Annotated in this window: 16 protein-coding genes; 10 read left to right on the plus strand and 6 right to left on the minus strand. The window is 42.7% G+C overall.

Annotation, left to right across the window (positions count from 1 at the left end; translation table 11 throughout):
* Window positions 1–307: 307 nt before the first annotated feature.
* From tkt to AC19MV_RS15855, 9 genes are all read left to right on the plus strand, one after another.
* A complete protein-coding gene (gene tkt, locus AC19MV_RS15815) occupies window positions 308–2,302 on the plus strand; it encodes a transketolase (RefSeq protein ID WP_498308783.1) in 1,995 nt (664 codons plus the stop codon).
* A gap of 185 nt (window positions 2,303–2,487) precedes the next feature.
* Complete coding sequence (gene epd, locus AC19MV_RS15820; protein WP_498299191.1) at window positions 2,488–3,510, plus strand: erythrose-4-phosphate dehydrogenase; 1,023 nt, start codon at window positions 2,488–2,490, stop codon at window positions 3,508–3,510.
* A 125-nt stretch (window positions 3,511–3,635) separates the two neighbouring features.
* Window positions 3,636–4,811, plus strand: a complete 1,176-nt coding sequence (locus tag AC19MV_RS15825) for a phosphoglycerate kinase (protein WP_498308748.1) — start codon at window positions 3,636–3,638, stop codon at window positions 4,809–4,811.
* Between the two features lie 155 nt (window positions 4,812–4,966).
* The gene (gene fba / locus AC19MV_RS15830; RefSeq protein WP_188958423.1) at window positions 4,967–6,031 is read left to right on the plus strand and encodes a class II fructose-bisphosphate aldolase; all 1,065 of its coding nucleotides are present in this window, start codon (window positions 4,967–4,969) and stop codon (window positions 6,029–6,031) included.
* 185 nt (window positions 6,032–6,216) lie between these two features.
* The gene (locus AC19MV_RS15835; RefSeq protein ID WP_498308750.1) at window positions 6,217–7,557 is read left to right on the plus strand and encodes an MATE family efflux transporter; all 1,341 of its coding nucleotides are present in this window, start codon (window positions 6,217–6,219) and stop codon (window positions 7,555–7,557) included.
* Window positions 7,558–7,781: 224 nt separating this feature from the next.
* Entirely contained in the window at window positions 7,782–8,522 is a 741-nt protein-coding gene (locus tag AC19MV_RS15840) for a DUF481 domain-containing protein (RefSeq protein WP_498308751.1), read from the plus strand.
* Window positions 8,523–8,810: 288 nt separating this feature from the next.
* Window positions 8,811–9,518: a hypothetical protein gene (locus AC19MV_RS15845; protein ID WP_498308753.1), complete on the plus strand. Its 708-nt coding sequence runs from the start codon at window positions 8,811–8,813 to the stop codon at window positions 9,516–9,518.
* On the plus strand, window positions 9,511–10,101 hold the full coding sequence (locus AC19MV_RS15850; RefSeq protein ID WP_498308755.1) for a hypothetical protein: 591 nt from the start codon (window positions 9,511–9,513) through the stop codon (window positions 10,099–10,101). The genes AC19MV_RS15845 and AC19MV_RS15850 overlap by 8 nt, the downstream gene beginning before the upstream one ends.
* 73 nt (window positions 10,102–10,174) lie before the next feature.
* The gene (locus AC19MV_RS15855) at window positions 10,175–11,626 is read left to right on the plus strand and encodes a hypothetical protein (RefSeq protein WP_432402450.1); all 1,452 of its coding nucleotides are present in this window, start codon (window positions 10,175–10,177) and stop codon (window positions 11,624–11,626) included.
* 75 nt (window positions 11,627–11,701) lie between these two features.
* On the opposite strand, the gene AC19MV_RS15860 is transcribed toward AC19MV_RS15855, so the two are convergent.
* The 6 genes from AC19MV_RS15860 to AC19MV_RS15885 form a co-directional block, all read right to left on the minus strand.
* The gene (locus AC19MV_RS15860; RefSeq protein ID WP_498308757.1) at window positions 11,702–13,951 is read right to left on the minus strand and encodes a PAS domain-containing protein; all 2,250 of its coding nucleotides are present in this window, start codon (window positions 13,949–13,951) and stop codon (window positions 11,702–11,704) included.
* Window positions 13,952–14,043: 92 nt separating this feature from the next.
* Entirely contained in the window at window positions 14,044–14,652 is a 609-nt protein-coding gene (locus tag AC19MV_RS15865; RefSeq protein ID WP_432402446.1) for a TatD family nuclease-associated radical SAM protein, read from the minus strand.
* A gap of 192 nt (window positions 14,653–14,844) precedes the next feature.
* The gene (locus AC19MV_RS15870) at window positions 14,845–17,997 is read right to left on the minus strand and encodes an efflux RND transporter permease subunit (RefSeq protein WP_498308758.1); all 3,153 of its coding nucleotides are present in this window, start codon (window positions 17,995–17,997) and stop codon (window positions 14,845–14,847) included.
* 2 nt (window positions 17,998–17,999) lie between these two features.
* The gene (locus tag AC19MV_RS15875; protein ID WP_498308760.1) at window positions 18,000–19,187 is read right to left on the minus strand and encodes an efflux RND transporter periplasmic adaptor subunit; all 1,188 of its coding nucleotides are present in this window, start codon (window positions 19,185–19,187) and stop codon (window positions 18,000–18,002) included.
* A 425-nt stretch (window positions 19,188–19,612) separates the two neighbouring features.
* Window positions 19,613–20,833, minus strand: a complete 1,221-nt coding sequence (gene srmB, locus AC19MV_RS15880; RefSeq protein ID WP_432402440.1) for an ATP-dependent RNA helicase SrmB — start codon at window positions 20,831–20,833, stop codon at window positions 19,613–19,615.
* 53 nt (window positions 20,834–20,886) lie between these two features.
* A complete protein-coding gene (locus AC19MV_RS15885; RefSeq protein ID WP_498308762.1) occupies window positions 20,887–21,636 on the minus strand; it encodes a tRNA1(Val) (adenine(37)-N6)-methyltransferase in 750 nt (249 codons plus the stop codon).
* A gap of 481 nt (window positions 21,637–22,117) precedes the next feature.
* Between AC19MV_RS15885 and brnQ the strand changes: the two genes are divergently transcribed.
* Complete coding sequence (brnQ, locus tag AC19MV_RS15890) at window positions 22,118–23,443, plus strand: branched-chain amino acid transport system II carrier protein (RefSeq protein WP_498308764.1); 1,326 nt, start codon at window positions 22,118–22,120, stop codon at window positions 23,441–23,443.
* The last annotated feature ends 59 nt before the right edge of the window (window positions 23,444–23,502 follow it).

A 23,502-nucleotide genomic window follows, 5' to 3' on the forward strand; every position in this document is an offset into this window, starting at 1 on the left:
ACAATGTTAAGGTTGGTTATTGGGTATTAGCTGAAGTTGTAATATGTTTTTTTACTGATGTTGAGTTGCTTTTTAGCTTGACTGTCAATAAATAATTACTCAGAACATCAATGTCTCAGATTGGTTTTTACTTTTGAGAGGTGGTGTATAAAGTTGAGCTGTTTTGAGACCTGTAGTGGTCAAAAATATGGTTTATTAGCGACAAAAAATGTAATGAGAGAAATTTTAATTTGCGTCACATCGCCTTGTAGGGGAAAATATGGCTTCACAATTGCCCGTTAGACCTTACAAACAAGCAGGAGAGAGCATGTCATCTCGTAAAGTACTCGCTAACGCTATTCGCGCCCTAAGTATGGATGCGGTTCAAAAAGCCAATTCTGGTCATCCAGGTGCCCCAATGGGGATGGCTGATATCGCCGAAGTGCTATGGAATGATTTTCTAAAGCACAATCCAACTAATCCTAACTGGGTCGATCGCGATCGTTTTGTTCTGTCAAACGGTCATGGCTCTATGCTTATCTACTCTTTACTGCATTTATCTGGTTATGAATTGCCTATCGAAGAGCTAAAGCAATTCCGTCAGTTGCATTCTAAAACACCTGGTCATCCTGAATATGGTTATACCCCTGGTGTTGAAACCACAACGGGTCCTTTAGGTGCGGGTATCAGTAACGCAGTGGGTATGGCGATTGCGGAAAAAACCCTAGCCGCACAGTTTAACCGTCCTGGTCACGATATTGTTGACCACTACACTTATTGTTTCTTAGGTGACGGTTGTTTAATGGAAGGTATTTCTCACGAAGCCAGTTCATTAGCCGGTACCTTAGGCCTTGGTAAGTTAGTGGCATTTTGGGATGACAACGGTATTTCTATCGATGGTCATGTTGAAGGTTGGTTTACTGACGATACCCCTAAGCGTTTTGAAGCTTACGGCTGGCATGTTATTGCGGGTGTTGATGGTCATAATCCTGATGCTATCCGTGCCGCAATTGAAGAAGCTAAGTCTGTAACAGATAAGCCATCTATGATTTGCTGCAAAACCATTATTGGTTTTGGTTCGCCAAACAAGTCTGGCAGCCATGACTGTCACGGCGCGCCACTAGGTGATGCTGAAATTGCAGCCGCACGTGAATTCTTAAACTGGCCACATGCGCCGTTTGATATTCCGTCTGACGTGTATGCTGGTTGGGATGCTAAGCAAAAAGGTGTGGCTAACGAATCATTATGGAATGATAAGTTTGCTGCGTACCAAGCTGCGTTCCCAGAATTAGCTGCTGAATATGATCGTCGTGTATTAAAAGGCGATTTACCTGCAGATTTCGAAGCTAAAGCACAAGCGTTTATCCAAGAAAGCCAAGATAAAGCTGAAGGTATTGCTAGCCGTAAAGCGTCTCAAAATGCCATTGGTTTCTTTGGTGCTATGTTGCCTGAATTACTTGGTGGTAGCGCAGACTTAGCGGGTTCAAACTTAACGCTTTGGTCTGGTTCAAAAGGTATTCAAGACGATCCTGCCGGTAACTACATCTATTATGGTGTTCGTGAATTCGGTATGAGCGGTATTATGAACGGCGCGTCGTTACATGGTGGTTTTATTAACTATGGCGCAACTTTCATGATGTTCATGGAGTACGCACGTAACGCAGTACGTATGTCAGCATTAATGGGCATTCAAAACATTTTCGTTTATACCCATGACTCTATTGGTCAAGGCGAAGATGGCCCTACTCACCAACCGGTTGAGCAATTAGCTAACTTACGTTTAACGCCTAATATGGCAGTATGGCGTCCATGTGATGCTGCGGAAACTGCTGTATCTTGGAAAGCGGCCATTGAACGCCGTGATGCACCTACATCATTAATCTTTAGCCGTCAGGGTCTTAAAGCCCAAGCGCGTACCGCTGAGCAATTAGCTAACGTGGCTAAAGGGGGTTATGTACTGTCTGATTGTCAAGGCACTGCTGATGTGATTTTGATTGCGACCGGCAGTGAAGTGCAATTAGCCATGGATTCTGCTGCAGAGTTAACTAAGCTAGGTCAAAAAGTGCGTGTGGTTTCTATGCCATCAACGACTGAATTTGATAAGCAAGATGCGGCATATAAAGAATCAGTGCTACCAAAAGCAGTCACTAAGCGTGTAGCAATTGAAGCTGCGCATGCTGATTTTTGGTACAAGTACATTGGTTTTGACGGCGGCGTAGTGGGCATGACCACCTTTGGTGAATCAGCGCCAGGCGGTGACTTACTTAAGCATTTCGGCTTCACTGTTGATAATGTAGTAAAAACTGTCCAGTCTTTAGGATAATAGCGTGCCATTAAACACTTATCTATTAAGTGTTTAATCTGTATAATGACGACCTGCAATGCAATTGTAGGTCGTTTTTTTATGCCTGCAATTTCACGTAATTTGATAAAATAAATCAATCGCTTAGTGGATTGTTACTTATGCGTAACCCCATTTGTGCGTTGATTAATTACTCTGGACCCTAAATGATTCGAGTTGCAATTAATGGTTATGGCCGGATTGGCCGCTCAATTCTTCGTGCATTGTACGAGTCTGGAAAACGTCAGCAAATTCAGATAGTGGCCATTAATGAGCTCGCCAAGCCTGAGGCTATTTGTCATCTCACTCAATATGACACCACTCATGGTCGTTTTCAGTATGCCGTTAAACTCGATGGCGATAAGTTACTGATTGGCGATGACAGCATTCAATTACTCAATCAAGCAGATGCCAATTTATTGCCCTGGGCAGAGCTCGATATCGATATTGTGTATGAAGCGACAGGCAGTTTAATTGAACGCCAAGCGTGCGAAGCGCATATTCATGCGGGCGCCAAACAAGTGTTGATTAGTCACCCATCGTCAGCCGATGTTGATGGCACCATCGTATACGGTGTTAATCATGATTTATTGCGCCCTGAGCACACCATTATTTCTAATGCGTCATGTACAACCAATTGTATTGTGCCGGTTATTGATGTGTTAGACAGGCATTTTGAAGTCAAAAGTGGTGCCATTACTACCATTCACTCAGCAATGAACGACCAACAAGTGATTGACGCCTATCATGATGATTTACGTCGAACGCGCGCAGCGGGCCAATCTATTATTCCGGTAGACACAAAATTAGCGCGAGGCATTGAACGTATTTTGCCGCACATGAAAGATAAGTTTGAGGCCATATCTGTTCGAGTGCCAACCATCAATGTGACCGCGATCGACCTGTCAGTCACGTTAGAGAAAAAAGTCAATATTGAGCAAATTAACAGTGTGCTGCAACGTGCGTCAAACGGCAGTTTTAATGGTATTTTAGGTTATACTGACGAGCCGTTGGTGTCGTGCGACTTTAACCACGATCCACGCTCAAGTATTGTTGATGGTACCCAAACACGTGTAAGCGCTGGGCATTTAGTCAAATTACTTTTATGGTGCGATAACGAGTGGGGCTTTGCGAACCGCATGCTCGATACGAGCTTAGCGATGATCCAAGCAAAGCAACCCGACCAATAAGGTCAAATATTTTAGTAATAGGCGCTAAGCCGGTTACTTGAGAGATGAGCATTAGGATTTGTAAACCTAGTCGTCATCTAACTCAATACAAGATTTGTTTTTAACTTAAAAAGGAAATGCTAATTATGGCAATTATTAATATGACAGATTTAGATCTGCAAAATAAGCGTGTGCTTATTCGTGAAGATTTAAACGTACCTGTCAGTGATGGCGTTGTGACCAGTGATGCGCGTTTACGTGCATCATTACCAACCATTCAACTCGCACTGAAAAAAGGCGCCGCCGTCATGGTGATGTCGCATTTAGGTCGCCCAACTGAAGGTGAGTATAATGCAGAATATTCAATGCAGCCGGTAGTCGATTACTTAGCTAAAGCGCTTGATTGCCCAGTGCGCTTAGTGAGTGATTATCTTGATGGCGTTGATGTGAATGTTGGCGAAGTTGTTGTTTTTGAAAATGTTCGTTTTAACGTAGGCGAAGGCAAAAACGATGAAGCCCTGTCTAAAAAAATGGCGGCTTTATGTGATGTTTATGTCATGGATGCCTTTGGTACCGCTCACCGCGCTCAAGCATCTACCCACGGTGTAGGTGTTTATGCTCCTGTTGCTTGTGCTGGCCCACTATTGTCACAAGAATTAGATGCATTAGGCAAAGCGCTTGATAATCCTGCTCGCCCAATGGTGGCCATTGTGGGTGGCTCAAAAGTATCAACTAAGTTAACGGTACTTGAAAGCCTGTCGACTAAAGTTGATCAGCTTGTTGTGGGTGGCGGTATTGCTAATACCTTTATTGCTGCTGCAGGTTATAAAGTCGGTAAGTCATTATATGAGGCAGACTTGGTTGAAGAAGCTAAGCGCCTTGTGGCAAATGCGAGAAGCCGTGGTGGTGATATTCCGGTACCAACAGATGTGGTTGTGGCCAGTGAGTTTAGCCCAACGGCCTCGGCTACACTTAAATCAGTCGCTGATGTCACTGATGGCGATATGATTTTTGATATCGGTCCTGATAGCGCAGAAGCACTGGCAAAAATAATTGAACAAGCCGGTACGATAGTCTGGAATGGCCCTGTGGGCGTATTCGAGTTTGATCAATTTGGTGAAGGCACTAAACGCATTGCGCAAGCAATTGCCAATTCGAAAGCATTTTCTATTGCCGGCGGTGGCGACACGCTCGCAGCCGTAGATAAATATAATATTGCTGACAAAGTGTCTTACATCTCTACTGGTGGTGGTGCTTTCCTTGAGTTTTTAGAAGGCAAAGAATTACCTGCTGTAGCAATGCTTGAAAAGCGTGGCGCTTAAGTTCACGTATTCAGCATTTGTGTTGTAATACCTAATAATAATTATTATAAAAAATGCTTTGTCATCATCGACAGGATGTCGGTGGTGGCAGAGTTAAAAATCCGTCCAAACGATAGCGACCTAGGTGAGTAATCACCCTATTAATGGAGAACAAAATGGCTCTTATCTCTCTACGACAACTGCTTGATCATGCTGCAGAGCATGGTTATGGCGTCCCTGCATTTAACGTAAACAACCTTGAACAAATGCGTGCCATTATGCAAGCGGCTGAAGCAACAGACAGCCCTGTCATTGTGCAGGCATCTGCTGGTGCGCGTAAATATGCTCGCCCACAGTTCTTAAAATACCTTATGGCTGCGGCTCTTGAGCAATACCCTGATATTCCGGTTTGTATCCATCAAGACCACGGCACTGATCCTGATATTTGTCAGCGTTCAATTCAGTTAGGCATGTCATCTGTAATGATGGACGGCTCGTTAATGGCGGATGGTAAAACACCTGCGTCATATGACTATAACGTTGATGTGACTCGTCGTACGGTTGCATTTGCACATGCGTGTGGTGTGTCTGTTGAAGGTGAAATCGGTTGTTTAGGCAGTTTAGAAACTGGCCAGGCAGGCGAAGAAGATGGCGTTGGCGCATCAGGTATTTTAAGCATGGATCAAATGCTTACAACACCAGAAGAAGCGGCACGTTTTGTTGCAGACACTCATGTAGATGCATTAGCGATTGCAATTGGTACTAGCCATGGTGCTTACAAGTTTAGCCGTAAGCCTACCGGTGATGTGCTGCGTATTGACCGTATTAAAGAAATTCACGCACGTATTCCAAACACTCATTTGGTTATGCACGGTTCTTCATCGGTACCGCAAGAGTGGTTGCAGATCATTAACCAATACGGTGGTGAAATTCCAGAAACTTATGGCGTACCATTAGAAGAAATCGTCGAAGGTATCAAGCACGGTGTGCGTAAAGTGAACATCGATACTGATTTACGCTTAGCGTCAACAGGTGCTATTCGTAAGTTCTTAGCTGAACATCCTGCTGAATTTGATCCACGTAAATTCTTAAAAGCATCGATGGAAGCAATGGCAGACATTTGTACTACTCGTTACGAAGCGTTTGGCTGTGCGGGTATGGCGTCTAAAATTAAGCCTAAGTCTTTGCAAGCTATGTATAAAGCGTATCAATCTGGTGAACTTGATCCAAAAATCATGTAAACCAAGTTAGCGAATATTGTTATTTAATGGCCCACTGAATTCAGTGGGCCATTTTTTTGTAAATAAATTACGAAAAATGTTGTTTTTTTATACGTCATCACGCATGATTTGCGCCCTTAAAATGTCATGTTTTATTGATATAACCCTATCTAGATCGCAATTTCAATTTCACAGTAGAATACCTAATGCATTCAAATTCAGACAAGCCTTTATCATTATTTTCATTGACTTGGCCACTATTTGTGGATTTTGCGCTGCATTTTTTAACCGCAGCAATTAACACGTTTATGATCAGCCATGTGTCATACCAAGGTGTAGCCGCTTTATCGGTCGGTAATATGGTGTTTGAACTGGCGATTACGTTATTTAGTTTCGTCAGTATTGGCGCGAGTGTGGTGATTACCCAATATTTGGGCTCACAAAATAAATCCGCGGCCAGTGCTGTGGTGTACTCATCTATTGGCTTTAACTTTTTAGTGGGATTAGTGGCTGCCGTGGGTATTTTAACCGGCTCCACTATGATGTTGAATTTAATGAACCTGCCCGCAGAATTAATGGCAGATGGAGAGTTGTATCTGCAAATTGTCGGCTTGTGTCTTATTCCCGAAGCCATGGCAATGTGTTTAGCCGCAGGCATGCGTGCCCATGGATTTACTCAACAAGCCATGTGGGTTACGTTGTCGATGAACGTGATTACTTTTGTGGGTAATTTATTACTGCTTTACGGCTGGTTTGGCATACCGCAAATGGGTGTTGCTGGGGTGGCTATTAGTACGGTTGCAGGTCGACTCGTAGGCATGACTATTATGGCGGTGCTGTTTGTGCGCTACACTGGCATTAAATTACATATTCCGAGTATATTGCGCCCAGAAACGAAGATGCTTAAAAAAGTGTTCCATATTGGCTTACCTGCGGCGGGTGAAAACGTGTCATGGATGCTGCAATTTATGGTGGTCACCTCATTTGTGGGGTTAATGGGTGATAAAGCGCTGGCAGCACAGTCGTTATATTTTCAGATCTGTATGTTCATTTTGCTGTTTGGATTATCGATTGGTATCGGTAACGAAATCATTATTGGTCATATGGTGGGTGCGAAAAAGCTTAAAGCCGCAGAACACCAAATGTATCGCGCATTAAAGTTAGGCTTAATTGTTACCACGATAGTGGCATTATTTGTGGCGATATGGGGCCCAAATCTTGTGAGCTTATTTACCGATGAAGCTGACATCGCTTTGCTTGTTGGCCAATTATTTATACTCACGTTGGTGATGGAACCGGGGCGAACATTTAATCTTATTGTGATTAATGCATTACGAGCGAGCGGAGATGCTAAGTTCCCGTTCTTTATGGGCTTATTTTCGATGTGGTGCATTGCTGTACCTGGCGCATATTTGCTCGGCATTCATTATGAGTTTGGTTTGTTAGGCATTTGGGCTGCTTTAGCGTTAGATGAATGGGTGAGAGGGTTGGCGATGTTGTGGCGCTGGCGCAGTGGACGTTGGCAAACAAAAAGTTTAATCGCCTAAATATGGTTACCTCACTTTAAATATTATTGAGTTAAGCAGATCGTTTCGTACTCATATTTCGTATTTATTTTTTAGGATCAAATCTTGGGTTCATGTAAGCAAGTTAATATTGATTTTGGTCACTATTTTTTCAATCCAGTGGTTAAAGTGTTAATATGCGAACAAATTTGGACAAGATAGCCATCCAAACGTTTTTGTAAATCGTAATTAAAGGACGGAATGACATGAAGAAACTGCTACTAACTGCAGCTATTACACTGGCCATGCCATTTGCAGCACATGCTGGAAGTGAGTTTGTTGAAGGCGATGCGACTCTTGCAGGCGAAGCTGAATTGGGCGCTACGTTAACCACGGGTAACACCGATACCTCTTCTTTTAAAGCGCGTTTAGCCTTAAAGCAAGAATTAGGTAATTGGGAAAACCAATATGTCGCCGAAGGTTTATACAAGGAAGACACTGACGAAGTTACGGCTAAACGCTACTTCTTTGGTGTACAGGGCGACTATCAAATTGATGACCTTAGCTACTTGTTTGCTAACACTAACTACGAAGTAGACCCTTTCACCGGTTACGACTTTACCTCTACAACCTCAGCGGGTTACGGTTATCGTTTTATTGACACCGAAAGAATGTCATTAAAAGCAGAAGCGGGTCCTGGTTATATTTATCAGCAGCTTGATGATGAGCTCGCTGTTTCAGAAGGTTATGATAGTGATGACAGCGTGGTTCTTCACGCCGTGGTTGACTTTCAAACTAAGCTTGGCGAATCGTCTAAGTTTCAACAGAAGTTTGTTGCCGACTGGGGTGAAAAATTAGATGCCCGTTCTGAAACCTCACTTACGGCAAACATCGTGGGTGCATTAGCGATGAAATTTGCAGTGATTGTGCGTTACAACAGTGACCCACTTGATGGCAAAGAAAGCACAGATACTGAAACCAACATGACATTGCTTTACGCATTTTAATTCAATGTGTTAACGCTTAAAAAGCTGGCTTAGCCAGCTTTTTTTATGGCTTGTTTTTAGCAAAAAACTCAGCGTATTAGCGTTCGCTATATTTGTAATCATGCAATGATATCTGGCTCAAAAAACAATCATATTCGAGTCTAGGTTCACGGAGCCGGACTTTTATCTACTGATTTAGGCCCATTTGCCCATAAGTCTATTGCTTTAGGAGTATACTTTTTTTATCAGTAGCGACGCTGAGAAAGGACGATGCAAATAGGATGTTGTTGGTTTGATAATGAGCGACGTTTGTTGGTTGATCAAACAAATTCGACTCAGTGGCAATTAAACGATAATGAATATTGGGTATTAACTCAATTAGTTCAGCATCGGGGCCAAGTTGTGCCTTTGAGTATGCTAGAAGCAGTGGTGATTTCAGGTGAAATTGCCCATCAACTCAGCCACACTGAGCTCGTTAGTATTATTTACCATACCATCGATTATTTGTGTAACAGTCACAATGACTTAATCGAATATATTCCAGAACAAGGGGTGATTTTATACCCCATGACTCACGTTAAACATCCCCGAATTTTCGATTTACCAAATCGCTTGTTATCGTTGGGCCAATATGGCGTCATTATTGGTGCACTGTTAGCGTTACTGTTTTTTCTCTGGTCACATATTACTCCCCCCTTGCTTGCCAAAGCCGATGTGCTGCGACAGGTTGTAACGCCTAATGGCAAAGTGGTTCAGCTGTCGGTATTTGATGGGAAACACCCGCAAGATGCTATTTTGCATGCCGAGTGTTTATCCACACAATTACGTTTATGTCACGATGTGCGATGGGATTCGATTAGTGCGGCTATTTCTGCTGATCGTCACTATGTGAGTTTCATGCTAACCCAATCTAATGAGCCGATAAGGCGCTTTAAAAATGTGAAAGTTAGGGTAGAAAATATGCACTTGCCATTTATTACCCAGCAATGGCTTCACGAGGTGCATATTTGTGGTTAGGTTATCAGTGCGCACGCGCCGATGGCGCAGAAAAACACGTCGTTTTGTACAATCAAAACGCGGTAAGTTGACGTTGATATTGAGTATTTTGTTACTCGTGTTGAGCGGCGCCAGTGCACTTGAAAAATGGGTAACCCCACATCATCTATGGCGCTTGGCCTGCCATGCGGATGGATATTTATCTAATGCTCAATCCCTTAAATCGGATGCACCCACTGATTTAACGCTGAACTTTGACATTGAACATCAACAAGTCTCATTGCATTATCAACTAGGTTCTAACACTACGGTGGCCGAATTTACCGTATTAACAGGCGAGGTGAATGAGGTTGATTTAAGTTCGCTAAGTTATCAGTTAACGTTACAGATAAAATCACGACAATGGCAAGACGAGAGTATCTTGTATTCCTATCTCATCAATGAGCTTTCATTATCAAGGGATAGATTACAGCTTTTTGAGTCTTTACCGCTTAAGGTACAAATACTCAATATCGATAATGAGCATTCTCGCGCCACAGTGAAGTTTATTCCAAGCAACAGTTTATGGTCTTGTCAGATAGCGTCTGCAGATCTACATCAGTAACATTGAATAAATTACCTATTAGGTTACTATCCATAACATAGGGAATAATTTAAACGGTAAGTAATCAAAAACTGTGGCAAAAGTTAAAGTAAAACAAGAAGAAGCATTATCAATCAAATTTAGTCATCAAATGGCACCAGGGGATCAGCGTACCTTTGATTTGTACTTTTATTTGCCTAATGAGATGGGTATTGGCTCACACACACTAGACGAAGAGGAATACTATCACAGTGGTATTCTTGGGCGTCGCTCCTATTATTCTAAAGGCTTACACCTGCCGTTGGTTCAATCGCGTTTTATCAGTTTAAATAAGCGCACCTTAGAGGAATTTCGTTTATACCTTAATCTATTTGCTTATCAATTTGCGGTCGCCATTGAAACCGACGGCAAAGAACTGCGGCAAAAAAGTGATGCCAGTGAATTTTATATGGCACTCGATGAGCTGTGCGATGTCGTGATCCAGCTCCTTAAAAAGTTTCGTCGAAATGAACCTAGCGATCCAAAATGGAAATCGTATTTTGAACATGCCGATAATTATCTTTCATGGTTTTGTGAGCAACAATTACTTAAAACGTTAGCGTATTCGCCGCGCAGCTCAGATTTTAGCGACGTGAAAGAGAAAGTATTGAATTTATGCCGCAGTGAAAATCATTACCGTGAAATGGTGTGCAAATACAATTCGATGCAAACTCAGCTAGATGCTAATCGGATTTCGAATAAAATGCTGCTGCTGCGCCGTTTGATCCAACAAGGCGTAGTATTAAAAGAAGAGCTAAAACCTCTGGGCGTGGGGCTTAAAAAGTTTGTCACAGGTCTTGCCACCGGGTTAGTGATGTTAGTCGTTTCGGCGTTAATTATTAAAGCTCAAGGCTTTTTTAATGGCCTAACGTTAACATTATTACTTACGCTTGCGGTTATTTACGGTTTCAGGGAAATCTTTAAAGAAGACTTTCGTAATGCGATGTGGCGCTTTATACAACGAGGACGCCCGCGTTGGAGCCGTATTTTACGTGATACCACCACTCAGGCGATTGTCGCAAAACAGCTAGTCTGGCTTGAGTTTATGCGTTCGCAAGACATCCCCGACACTGTGTCTGAGATTATGAAACAACGTCATAGCCAAAACAAAGTCGACTCGACCGTGTTGCATTATCGTATTGCCACAAAAGTGGCCAATAAACCGTTTGAGGCGGGGTATTCGCAAATCCAGGAGCAAGTGAACTTCAGCTTAGTGCCATTTGCGCGTCATTTAGAGCGTGGTAAAGCTAAAATTTATAAAGAGTCCGACGGTAATATCAGTAATGAATCTGTTGAGCGTCGTTACCAGGTAAATCTGGTTGCGGTGTTACGTGATGGCAAGCAACAGCCTGAATATGCGCGCTTTAAAGTCACGATGAATCGTTCAAGTATTGTTGAAATTACCGAAAGCAAGCTGCCTGATAACGTTCAGCCCTTTACGTTGGAGTCAGAAAGCAGTTTAAATGAAGACACTCAAGTTGTGGACCATCATCAAGTAGAGCCTTAAATAAAACAACCCTGATCCAAGTACCGCTTGAATCAGGGTTGTCGTTATTCCACTAAACATTCATTGAGCTAACCGTTAGTTAAGATGGTCAGTATGAGCTGGGCGGGTAAATGCTTGGCAGATATTTTGATCAACTGACTGTTTAGCACGCTTAAGTGCAATTTCAGCATTAGCCAAATATTGCTCTAGCGTTTGTGGTGATACGTAACCTGCAATTCCCATGTTGATGCCTTCACAAAGATTATTTTCAGTTAAACATTGCATAACATTTAACGCATATTGATAGGCACTAGTCGCATCCGTGTCGGGCAATAAAATGACTAATTTGCCTAGCTGCCATTGCGATATTTGATAGTTTAATGGCAGCTCTATTAAGAGTTGTAACTCAATGTCTTTTTGGCGCTTTTCTAATTGGCTCATATTACCCATATGGCTGAAAATACCTTCTGGGTTAATCTCCATCACCATTAAGCTCGACTCCACTTTAGTTTGCTCACTGAGATTATTAAAGTGATTTTCAAGCTCATTCAGTCGTAACACAATCGCGCTGCGATGACCAAATACGTTGCTGCTGTTATTAACCGCGACTGTTGGTACCGTTTCTTCGAACGTACAAATCAGGTACTCAATATCTCCGTCATAAGCTAACTGACCCGCTAAAGTGGTTTTTAAGCATTGGCTGTAGCGACTTTTAGTAAAAGGCATGATTTGCGCTGTCCATTCGCCTTGTAAGCTGATTTGCGCACAAATATTTTGCCATTGATTGTTAAGTTCATTACCCAATAGCTCAGTGATGGCAATATTGGTTTCCCCATTTAACGACATTAAATGATCAAACTTACTGTTGCACTTTATCAGTTTGCCATTGGCATCCGTTAACGCGGTTGCGACGGCACTATCACTGAGTAATTGATATAAGTAAGCTTGACGCTGGCTGTCGTAAAGAATGGTGATGTCGTCAAATGTGACCAACCAATAATGTTCTTTACTGTGCGGGCATACTTCACTGCGTATGTGGGTTTGCAAAGTGCTGCTATTGGTATTTTGTATGCTGATTTCGCCGCGCCACTGTTGGTGATGCGCTAAAGCTTCTTTGATTTGTTTAACGCGCTCATCATCGAGGTTTAATACTCGTTGAAAGCTGCGATCGATTAAGGTTTCAATCGATAAGCCGAGTGCTTTTGATGCTTTAGGGTTGGCACTGCCTATGCGGCCGTTATCATTAATAATCAAGCAGCTTATTTCGCTGTTAAATAGGCCATGGCTGAGTTGCAAACTGTTGTGTTTAGCGCGTCGTTCAAGTACGAATAAGTGGCGTAATACGATTAAAGCCGATGCCAATAATGCGATGAGTACCCCAGCAATAAGGATCACCATTCGCCACTCAAGGTAGCGCGCTGCAATATCATCGTGGCGAATATAAGACAGTAAAAAATACTCTCTTTTGGTTTCATATTGGCTGGTCAGCTCTACCTTCAAATAAACAAAAGTCGCATTTGTACTATAGAACTGGCCAAAGTTATTCATGGCCATGTCTTTCCATAAGTCAGGGTAAGTTTGTTTTAAACTCGAGCCTAAATTATCGGGCATATTAGTGAGTGGCTCTGGTTGGTTAGCGCCTGCGTATAAAAAGCCTTGAGTGTCGAGCAACAATAATGGCGAATTATGATTAAAAAAGGCCGGCTTAATTGACTCAAGCAACTTGGTGATTGAGTTGTAGGTAACTAAGTAGCCTTTAATACTTTGATCTGGATTCTCTATCCACGACAATTGATAGAAGTAAGGCTCAAGTATGCCGTCAATTGGTGTGAACGACATTGGCGATGTATAAATATCGCTGCCGCCCATATTACGTCCCGAGCCCAGTAATGCTGCGGGGATCTGCATATTGTCGAAACTGTCAGTGGTTGAGAAGCGTAATTTACCTTCTGGAGAAAACAAGGCTAGGCCCAATAACTCTGGAATATTTTGTGTCAAAGAGTCCCAGCTTTTGGTGACTCTTTGCTGCTGAGTTTTGGAGGGGTTTTGCAGGTATTGGCGCAGTAATTCTGCTTTGGCAAATGTTTGGGTTCTAAACTGCAAAAATGCGGCTTTGTCTGATGCCAGTGATGCGACAGTTTGTAATTCGCTGTAGCGCTGATCTGCCCAGTCTTCTTGCAAGCGACGTTCGCCAAGATTAACGACCATATGGGTGGCAATAAACACTGTAATTAACAGTATAAGCAATTGACTTAACAGAGACAGAATATGTTGTTGAGACCAACGTGCTGCTTGTGATGAGATTAATAACGAGTTAGGAGAACTCACTGCTGTACGTTTAAACATTGCGCCACTTTTTTAGCCTTCACTGAATGGCAATACTAGCATGAAGCTCGCGCAGGCAAAACGCCTAGATGTGGATAATTATTTATCCACAGTTAACCCAGTTTATCTAATTCTCGTTGCTTAAATATAGCGCCATTTTGTTCAGCAATGGCGCGGCAACGTGTTATGTCGACATTCGCTAGACCGTTAATAGCACTCACTTGAACTTCTGGAATAAACTGCGGAGCTTGTTGAATAAATTCAAGCAGTGCTTGATAAGACCCCGCAAGCTTTGGCTGACAATGTTGCTCATAGCTTTGTGGGGTATCGGCATTGAGTGAAATCGATAAACTGTCAACGCATTGGCTCAGTTCTGGCAAAATATTACGTCGATGAAAGTGATTACCTAACCCGTCGGTGTTTAATCTCACGCGGCCGCCTTGCGCCTTAATGGCATGAGCAACCTGCAATAAACACTCTAGGTTCAGCGTAGGCTCACCAAAACCACAAAACACATATTCATCAACTTTTTTTACATCCCCAAGCAATGGAATAATATCGTCTGCAGTGATCCGTTTACTTAATGACAAATCATATTCATGAATTTGTTTAGATCCATTGTGTTTAGGGCAGAACTGGCATCTTAAGGTACATCTGGCGGTGATATTAAGATAACGGTTGTTGCCGATATCATAAACTAAGGTGGGGGTTGTGGTGGTCATAATGGTTAACATGACAAGAATAACATCGCATTATTGTAGCTAACTCTATGCTGGTGCTTTGTTGCTTAGCTCGCACTTATGGCAATCTGTTGCAATAAAATATTGAAATAAAAAGAGCGAATGTGATGACATTCGCTCTTTTTTGTAGCCTAAGCTTGGCGTAGGCTCTATTAACTTAACTGCGGGCGGTGCTTAAGGTTGCTCATCAAGGCCAAGAGGTTCAGTAGGCGCTTTAGGTTGCCACCACCAATTAAAAAAGCGTCGCCATGTGCGTTTTATGTCATCAAGAATGATGTACAAAATTGGCACTAATATTAACGTCACTAATGTCGAGAATAAAATACCAAACGCCAGTGAGGTTGCCATTGGGATAACAATTTTAGCCTGTAAGCTCTTTTCCATAATAATCGGTACTAAGCCAACAAACGTGGTCAGCGAGGTTAAAATAATCGCCCTAAAGCGATAACAACCTGAGTCGATAGCCGATTGCAATAACGACTTACCTTCTTCGCGAGCGCGGTTAACAAAATCGACTAAAATTAACGAGTCGTTTACCACGACCCCTGCCAGTGCCACGATGCCACACAAGCTCAATACACTCATGGATAATCCAAGCATATAGTGGCCAAATAAAGCACCAATCATACCAAACGGAATTACCGACATAATGATTAATGGTTGGGTATACGACTTAAGCGGAATGGCCATTAGGGCATAAATGGTAAACATGGCAAAGAAAAAGCCTTGTGCTAAGCCCAACATGGCATTTTGCTCATCCAGGCTGCCGCCATCTAATGCCGAAGCCACTTTAGGAAAGCGAGCGGTGAGTTCAGGTAAAAAATCTTCCTGAATTTCAGCGACCACTTTTGAAGGTTCAACGTTGTTTTTATTTACATTAGCCGTAATGGTGATAGCGCGGCGACCATCTACACGTGTAATTGACGCGTATGATTCTCCTAACTCAATCTCGGCTACGGTTGAAAACGGTACCGCAGCACCTGATGGGGTGCGTATCAACATGTTTTCAAGATCGCCCACGGTACGACGTTGCTCTAATGGGTAGCGCACCATGACTTTCACTTCTTCTTTATTACGCAAAATACGTTGAGCTTCATAGCCATAAAAACCGTAACGTACCTGGCGTGCTAAGTCTGACAGCGTCAGCCCTTGAGCTTCAGCTTCAGGGCGGATGTTTAAGCGTATTTCATGCGAGCCTGAAGAGAAGTTATCGGTAATGTCGTACACGCCTTCATAGGTGGCGAGTTTGGCTTTTAGCACTTTGGCTGCTTCTGATAACTGGTCTAAATCACTTGATGTTAATCGGAATGATAAATCACCGCCGGCATCGTTGGTGCTGGCGTTGATGTTCAACTTTTTAACCGACAGTAACTCAGGTAGCTGTTTACGCCATTCTTCTGCTATGGCAACGCCATCAACGTCGCGATCTTCAGCTTTTGTGAGCTCTGTAAACACAAAGGCACTGCTGCGCGAGCTAAGCTCGATATAGCTGTGTTTCACCATGGCGTAGCCGTATTCATCTTCAAGTTTTGCGTTCATTTTGTATAACGCATCTTCAACTTGTTGCAGCACTTTTAGGGTGTTTTGCTCTGAGCTGCCTTCTTCCATTTCAAGCTGTACTTGAATGAAGTCCGATGGAATATCGGGGAAAAATACCCAACGAACCTTACCGCTTTGTACAAGGGCTATCGATATAATAAGCACGCCAATAAACACGGCAACCACACTATAACGGCGGCCAATGCAGCGCTCTAAAAAGTGGCGATAAGTGTGATGAATAAAATGTTGTAGCCATTCGTTGATGGCAAATTTAACGCGTGAGAACACATTTGTGGGGGCTTTGCGTTTATTAATTTTCATATTGGCTAAATGCGCCGGTAAAATCAGTTTTGATTCAACCAATGAAAAAGCTAGACACAAAATCACCACCATACCGATGGATTTCCAAATGATGCCCATGGGGCCTGACACCATGATCATTGGGATAAAAGCTGCAATGGTGGTCAATACCCCAAACGTGGCTGGCATGGCTACTTTTTGCACCCCTTTTACGACATTATCCAACGAGTGACCGTTTTCCTCTAACTCGGTGTAGGCACTTTCGCCGATGACAATGGCATCGTCGACAACTATCCCCAATACCAGAATAAAGGCAAACAATGTCAGCATATTAATCGACATATTAAATGGTTCAAGTGGCATTAATAACAGGGTGCCTAAAAAGCACACTGGCAATCCCATCATGACCCAAAAGGCCAGTTTGAGATCTAAGAATAACGCCAAAATAATAAACACCAACAAGGCGCCATAAAACATGTTCGACAGCATCATGTTTAAACGGCCTTGCAAGTAGTGGGTTAAATCTCCCCAGGTATCAAGCTCAATATTGCTGGGTAAAGTTTTTTTACGTTCTGCCACATACGCTTTTACTTGTGACGAAATATCTAATGCATTTTGATCGTCAATACTGGTGATTTCAATCACCGCGGCAGGTTTGCCGTTAAAGCGGGTGTATTCTAAACGCTCTTCGAAGTCGTCATTTATCGTCGCAACTTGTGGCAGCATAATACGGCTACCGTCTGCTCGTGTTTCTACTACTATTTGGGCAAAGTCATCTGCGGTATAGGCCTGACCTTTAGTGCGCAACAAAATATCGCCATCTTGAGCGCGAATAGAACCACCGGGTAAATCAATAGACGAGTTTTGAACCGCTAAAGCCACTTGCGTAAAAGTGATGCCGTACTCGCGCAGTTTGTCTTCTGACAGTTCAATGCCGATTTCGTAGTCACGTACACCCGTCACTTTAGCGCGGGTTACAGCGGGTAAATCCGTAATGTCATCACGGATTGCTTTGGCCATTTCTTTCATGTCATGCAGCGTCATGTCGCCATAGACCGACACCCAGATAACATTGTTTTCAGGCTTTATTTGGTAAATATTGGGTTTTTCAATGTTGTCGGGGAAGGTGGCAATTGCATCGACCCGAAGTTTCGCTTCATCAAGCACTTGTTGCACATCGTAACCATCCTCCACTTCAATGGTCACTGAACCAACACTGTCACTGGCGACGGATGTGACCTTTTTAATGCCACTAATGTCTTGAATCGCTTCTTCGATTTTTATGTTAATCCCTTCTTCAATTTCTTGTGGCGCAGCACCAGGGTAGGCCACATTGATATTGATGAGATTAAGCTCAAACGTTGGAAACACTTCTTTGTTAATAATCACAGCACTGAATAAACCGCCTATGAGTAACGCGGCCATCAATAAATTAGCCGCCACACTATTGCGGGCAAACCAGGCAATAATTCCTTTATTGGTATCCATGATTATTCACCTGCCGTTGTAGCAGTTTCAGCTACGGGCTTTGCTGATTCTTCACCAAGCACTTTTACGCTTTGGCCAGCATTAAGGCTGTTAATGCTGGTGGTAGATACTCGCTCTCCGGCGGTAAAGCTGCCTTTAATGTACAGGCTATCAACATCTGAGCGGATAATATTCACTTGGCGCATATCGATAATATTGTCTTTGTTCACCACAGCGGCTTGGCCATTACGAATCACATGGCGTGGTAGCTTGACTACATCATCAACCGATTTTCCGGTGATGATGGCATTCACAAAGCTGCCGTATTTAAGCGGTAATTGACCGGGTGTTTTGTTGTTACGTAGATAAGGATCATGAATTTCGGCAACGAGGTATACCATACGGGTTTGCTCATCAATGACGTTTTCGCTGCGAACAATATTGCCTTCCCAGGTCACTTGTTTACCAGCCAGTAACGCAGTGAGAGTGACGGCGGTTTCTGGATTGTCGACTGATTCCAAATAAGCGAGGTCTTCGTTTGTGAGTGGCAATCTAATTTCAGCAATGCTGGTGTCGTATAGTTCACCTAGATTAGTGCCTAAGGTGACGTATTGGCCTAAGTCGACATTGCGTGCTTTGATGATGCCGTCAAACGGTGCGCGGATTACGGTACGTTCTAAGTTACGTTGGGCGCGTGCTAATGCCGCTTGCGCATATTTGACGTTTGCTTGTTCTTTTTTCAATTGAGGAATACGCAATCCAAGCTCGGGTGGTAGCCCATTGCCAAAATCTTTAAATTCGACTTTAGCGACTTCACCACGTGCTTTTTCCTCGTTTAGCGCAGCCGTTGCTTGCGCGACAGACGCTTCTGCTTGAATGAGGTCAGCTTCATAATCAGATGGCTCTATAATGGCCAGTTGCTCGCCCTTTTTGACAACGCCGCCAGCAACAAAATTGGCTGAAATACTCAGCAGACGACCTTGAACTTCGGTGACCAATTGAGTTTTATATTTAGGGTTTACGACGCCATAGGAAGGTAAGTTAAGCGATAAGGTTTGTGGCGTGACGGTTTGCACGTCGATAATCGGTACTGTGATGGGAGTGTCTTTTTGTTCTGGCGCTTCTTTAGTATTAATTAATAACCAGGCTGCGACAGCAAACACTGCGATAATAAAGAGCGGTGACAATCTTCTTAGTATGATTTTTATCATTTCTATTGCTTATCCATGCTGAAATAATGCCGAAGACAGTTAACTACGTTGGCTAACCTGTTCATTCAGATTCATTTTTATTACTCATTACACCTAAATTAACAGAGTCTCAGGTTTATCTAAATAGTTTGATGTAAATAAAATGTTTCAAAGTTTGGTTTTTTATCGATTTTGGCGTTTAGGTTGCCTAAAGTGACTTTTTGGAAGGGGTTACTGTTTGGTTAAGCGGCTTTATATAATGTTATATATTAATAATCATAGGGTTATGTGCACGCCTTTGGTTGGGTGTTTTTTGTGCATAATTTAACACTTCTTGACATTTTTTTCCGTATTGCGTCTAGTTAACTGTGGTATATCTTACTTAGGGTATAAAAAAAGCGAATTACTTAATAATTCGCTTTTTTCGGTGAGTTTAGTGTGAAAAATTACTTTTTCTTAAACTTCTTAGACTTCACTTTTGCATCTTTAGCGTTGGCTTTTTTCTTACCAGGCACTTTAGCTTCTTTATGCTTAGGGCGAAGCTCTTCAATCACACGGCGTTTAAGTGGCAGTTCAATGTAACGCTCAATTTTAGACACAATACGCATGTCATGTGCTTCAACTAAAGAAATCGCCGTTCCTTTTGCGCCAGCACGTGCTGTACGGCCAATACGGTGTACATATGCATCGGCTGAACGTGGCATATCGTAGTTGATAACATGGGTAATGTCGTCAACATCAATGCCTCGGGCGGCAACGTCGGTTGCAAGCAACACATTCACTTCGCCTTTTGAAAACTTACCTAACGCTTGGAAACGTTTTTTCTGTTCCATGTCGCCACGCATAAAAGCACAAGGGATATTGGCTTTAAGCAATAAGCCTTCTAGGCTGGCGACCATTTCTCGAGTTTTAACGAATACAATGGTGCGGGTAACGTTTTCTTGGCGCAAAATGTGGCAAAGCAACGCAAATTTGTGTGCATTATCATCAGCAAGGTGAATCCACTGGTGCACTTTAGCTTTTTCGCTGCGTGGTGATTCAACATCGACAACGACAGGGTCGTTTAACAATTCACGCGCAAATCGATTAACACCATTACCTTCTAAGGTTGCAGAAAATAACATGTTCTGCTTACGGCCTTGGGCTTCAATCGCAATGGTTTGCACTACTGATGAGAATCCCATATCTAGCATGCGGTCTGCTTCGTCGATGATTAAAATTTCAACTTCAGTCGCATCAAACTTATCTTTGTCTAGATATTCCATCAATCGACCAGGCGTGGCGATTAATAAATCAACGTTATCTTCAAGCGCTTCTTCTTGTGGGCCGTACGGCACCCCACCCGTAATAATCACAATATTAAGATCAAGCCCCGTCGCTAAATGGCTCGCATAACGGTGAATTTGACTGGCTAATTCGCGTGTTGGTGTTAATACCAAAATACGCGCCTGGCCTTCAAAGCGGCGAGGGAAGTCGATAAGGTGTTGTAATGCTGGCAGTAAAAAACTGGCTGTTTTACCGGTACCGGTTGGCGCACGCGCTAAAATATCCCGCTGATCCATGGCCAATGGAATGGTTTGCTGTTGAATAGTGGTTGGGGTGTTATGTCCCATGGCCCTGAGTGACTCTAATAAGCTAGGGTCGAGCTGGAAATCTTCAAATTGCATGCGCTGGTCTCGCTGAAAAATAGTTGAGTATTATAACTGACCTAATCAACAGGCTAAAGCTTTAAGTAGAATGGGCGGCATAAATCTATCATCGTTTGGCTGTATCCCGATTGTTTATTACGTATCGCCATTTGTAGATATTGTGTTTTGCTGGTGTTTTCGGATGTTTGTCGCTCTGTTGTTAAGGCATGTTGTATCACCAAAATTGAACGATTTGGCGATTTGCCTTCTGCACTGATTATCTCAAGGTGCTTTGCTACAAACAAACCATGGCCATCGAGCTGCTGAATAAAACTCGCTAAACTTTGTTGCGGTAAAATAATACTGGCATTGCCTTGAGGTGCAAGCAACTGACTGATTGCTTTTTGTAACTCTGCAAAAGACAAGGTATTGGTATGCCTTGCATCGGCACGGGCGCTATTTTTGGCTTGTGTGCCTTGTTCAAAATAGGGCGGATTACAAATGATATGATCGAATAAAGGCGTGATACTTTTATCAAATTGTTGTTGGTAGTCTTGAATTGCACCATGAAATAATTGGACTTTCTGCGGCCAAGGACTTTGTTCAATATTATGTTTACAGGCGTTAGCTGCCGCGGTGTCTAACTCGACTGCAGTAATGTGAGTTTGCTCAGGGCTGCGCTGGGCTGCCATTAAACTGAGTAAGCCACTGCCAGCACCAATATCAAGAATATACTGAGATTGGGTGAGTTCTGCCCACGCGCCAAGAATAACGGCGTCAGTACTGACTGCCATACCACATTGTTCATCATCGATATGGAATTGTTTAAACGTAAAAGACATAGGTAAGCTGTAATGGATTGGTTAATGAAATCGTTAACTGAGATCATAATCGCTTTGGATTGTGATGTCGTCGGTTAAATGATCTACCACAATTAAGGGTTGAGATTATGTTATACAAAAATGACGTAAATATGATGGTTTGGCTATTATGTAGACAAGTGTTGACATAAATTCAGCATAAAACGGTTATTTTTATTATTTCAGCGGCCAAAGCTTGTGTGGTCTGGCGATGTTTGATATTAGTTTGGCCACTTAATACCAATAAAATTGAGTAAAAAGTCTAAGTTAAGCCATTTTGACAAGGATGTGGCTTCTATAACTGGGCTTAGTGCTCGTTTTTGGTCATTGTTAAAGCAGATTTTACTATTTAAAAGTGTATTTTTAACTTTACAAATCTGAGTGGCATTCCGCTCGGGAGTAGCTAATTAAGGCATAATCAATTAGGTTTGTTAAAAAACATAACAATAAAAAGAGGCGAGTAGTGCAAACAACCAAGATGAGTTTTACCGATACGCTAGGGTTAGGGTTTATGACCTTTGCGTTTTTTTTAGGCGCAGGTAACTTAATTTTTCCTCCCTTCGCAGGAATGCTAGCAGGCGAGAATATGTCGTTTGCCATGCTCGGTTTTTTGATTACCGCGGTGGGTATGCCACTGATTGGTTTGATTGCCGTAGCAAAAGCCAACGGTAAAGTGATGGCGTTATTGCCAACCTTTGCCGCCACAGCATTAGCAATTGCGATTTACATCATTATTGGCCCTGCATTTGCTGCCCCGCGTACGGGTTTGGTTGCATTTGAAATTGGTGCCAGACCGTTTATCTCCAATCCTGATGCACTCATGATGTTAGGTGGTAAAGAGTTTAATATCGCCCAACTTATCTACACCTTAGTGTTCTTCTCTATCGTGATGGTCTTGTCGTTATTTCCAGGTAAGTTACTTGATAACGTGGGTAAGGTGCTGACACCTATTTTGATTTTGTTATTAGTCAGTTTAGCCAGTTCAGTGATTATTTTACCGGGATTTGAAGTGAATCAACCGGTTGGCGAATACATCAATAGCCCACTCACCAAAGGGATTATTGAAGGTTACAACACCATGGATACCCTGGCATCGTTGATGTTTGGTATGTTGATTATTGATTTGCTGCGTAAAAAAGGCGTTAACGACGCGGCGGATCAAACGAAATACCTAGTGAGAGCCGCTTTTATTGCCGCAGGTGGTTTGGCTTTTGTTTATGTATCTCTATTTTATCTTGGTGCCTCAGCGGGTGATTTTGCGATTGGTGCTGATAACGGCGGTCAAATATTAACAAACTATGTTACCCATCATTTTGGCAGTATCGGCTCGTTAATGTTGTCGATTGTGGTGACTTTGGCTTGTTTAACCACCGCGGTAGGTTTAGTGACAGCATGTTCTGAATTTTTCAATGAACTCATGCCTAGCTTGTCATATAAGCTGTTAGTCGTCGTTTTAAGCGCAATTTGTGCCACTGTTGCAAACGTTGGTTTGGCGCAATTAATCAGTATCAGCATTCCGGTATTAATGACCATCTACCCGGTGGCGATTGCCCTCGTATTGGTAACATTTTTAACGGAACGTTTTGCCCGTCCTGCGTTTTCGCATCGGGTTATTTTAAGTGTGGCGCTATTTTTTGGTATATTTGACGGCTTACAAACTGCCGGTATGGACATGAGTTTCCTAGATTTTATGCCATTGCATAGAGAAGGCATGGCGTGGTTATTGCCTACAGCACTAACAGCTTTAGTATGTTTGTTTTTACCTAAAAACAATGCTGCCACTGCGTAAAATTTAGCGATAGCCATGGGCCAACGTTCACACTGTAAGTGAATAAAGGCAAACAATAA

It is taken from the genome of Shewanella sp. MF05913 (genome assembly GCF_059758095.1).

Coding starts and splice junctions, on each gene's coding strand:
- fba (WP_188958423.1), top strand. CDS start 4,967: ATGGCTCTTATCTCTCTACGACAACTGCTTGATCATGCTGCAGAGCAT.
- AC19MV_RS15860 (WP_498308757.1), bottom strand. CDS start 13,951: ATGTTTAAACGTACAGCAGTGAGTTCTCCTAACTCGTTATTAATCTCA.
- AC19MV_RS15885 (WP_498308762.1), bottom strand. CDS start 21,636: ATGTCTTTTACGTTTAAACAATTCCATATCGATGATGAACAATGTGGT.
- AC19MV_RS15875 (WP_498308760.1), bottom strand. CDS start 19,187: ATGATAAAAATCATACTAAGAAGATTGTCACCGCTCTTTATTATCGCA.
- srmB (WP_432402440.1), bottom strand. CDS start 20,833: ATGCAATTTGAAGATTTCCAGCTCGACCCTAGCTTATTAGAGTCACTC.
- epd (WP_498299191.1), top strand. CDS start 2,488: ATGATTCGAGTTGCAATTAATGGTTATGGCCGGATTGGCCGCTCAATT.
- AC19MV_RS15870 (WP_498308758.1), bottom strand. CDS start 17,997: ATGGATACCAATAAAGGAATTATTGCCTGGTTTGCCCGCAATAGTGTG.
- AC19MV_RS15865 (WP_432402446.1), bottom strand. CDS start 14,652: ATGACCACCACAACCCCCACCTTAGTTTATGATATCGGCAACAACCGT.
- AC19MV_RS15840 (WP_498308751.1), top strand. CDS start 7,782: ATGAAGAAACTGCTACTAACTGCAGCTATTACACTGGCCATGCCATTT.
- AC19MV_RS15825 (WP_498308748.1), top strand. CDS start 3,636: ATGGCAATTATTAATATGACAGATTTAGATCTGCAAAATAAGCGTGTG.
- AC19MV_RS15835 (WP_498308750.1), top strand. CDS start 6,217: ATGCATTCAAATTCAGACAAGCCTTTATCATTATTTTCATTGACTTGG.
- tkt (WP_498308783.1), top strand. CDS start 308: ATGTCATCTCGTAAAGTACTCGCTAACGCTATTCGCGCCCTAAGTATG.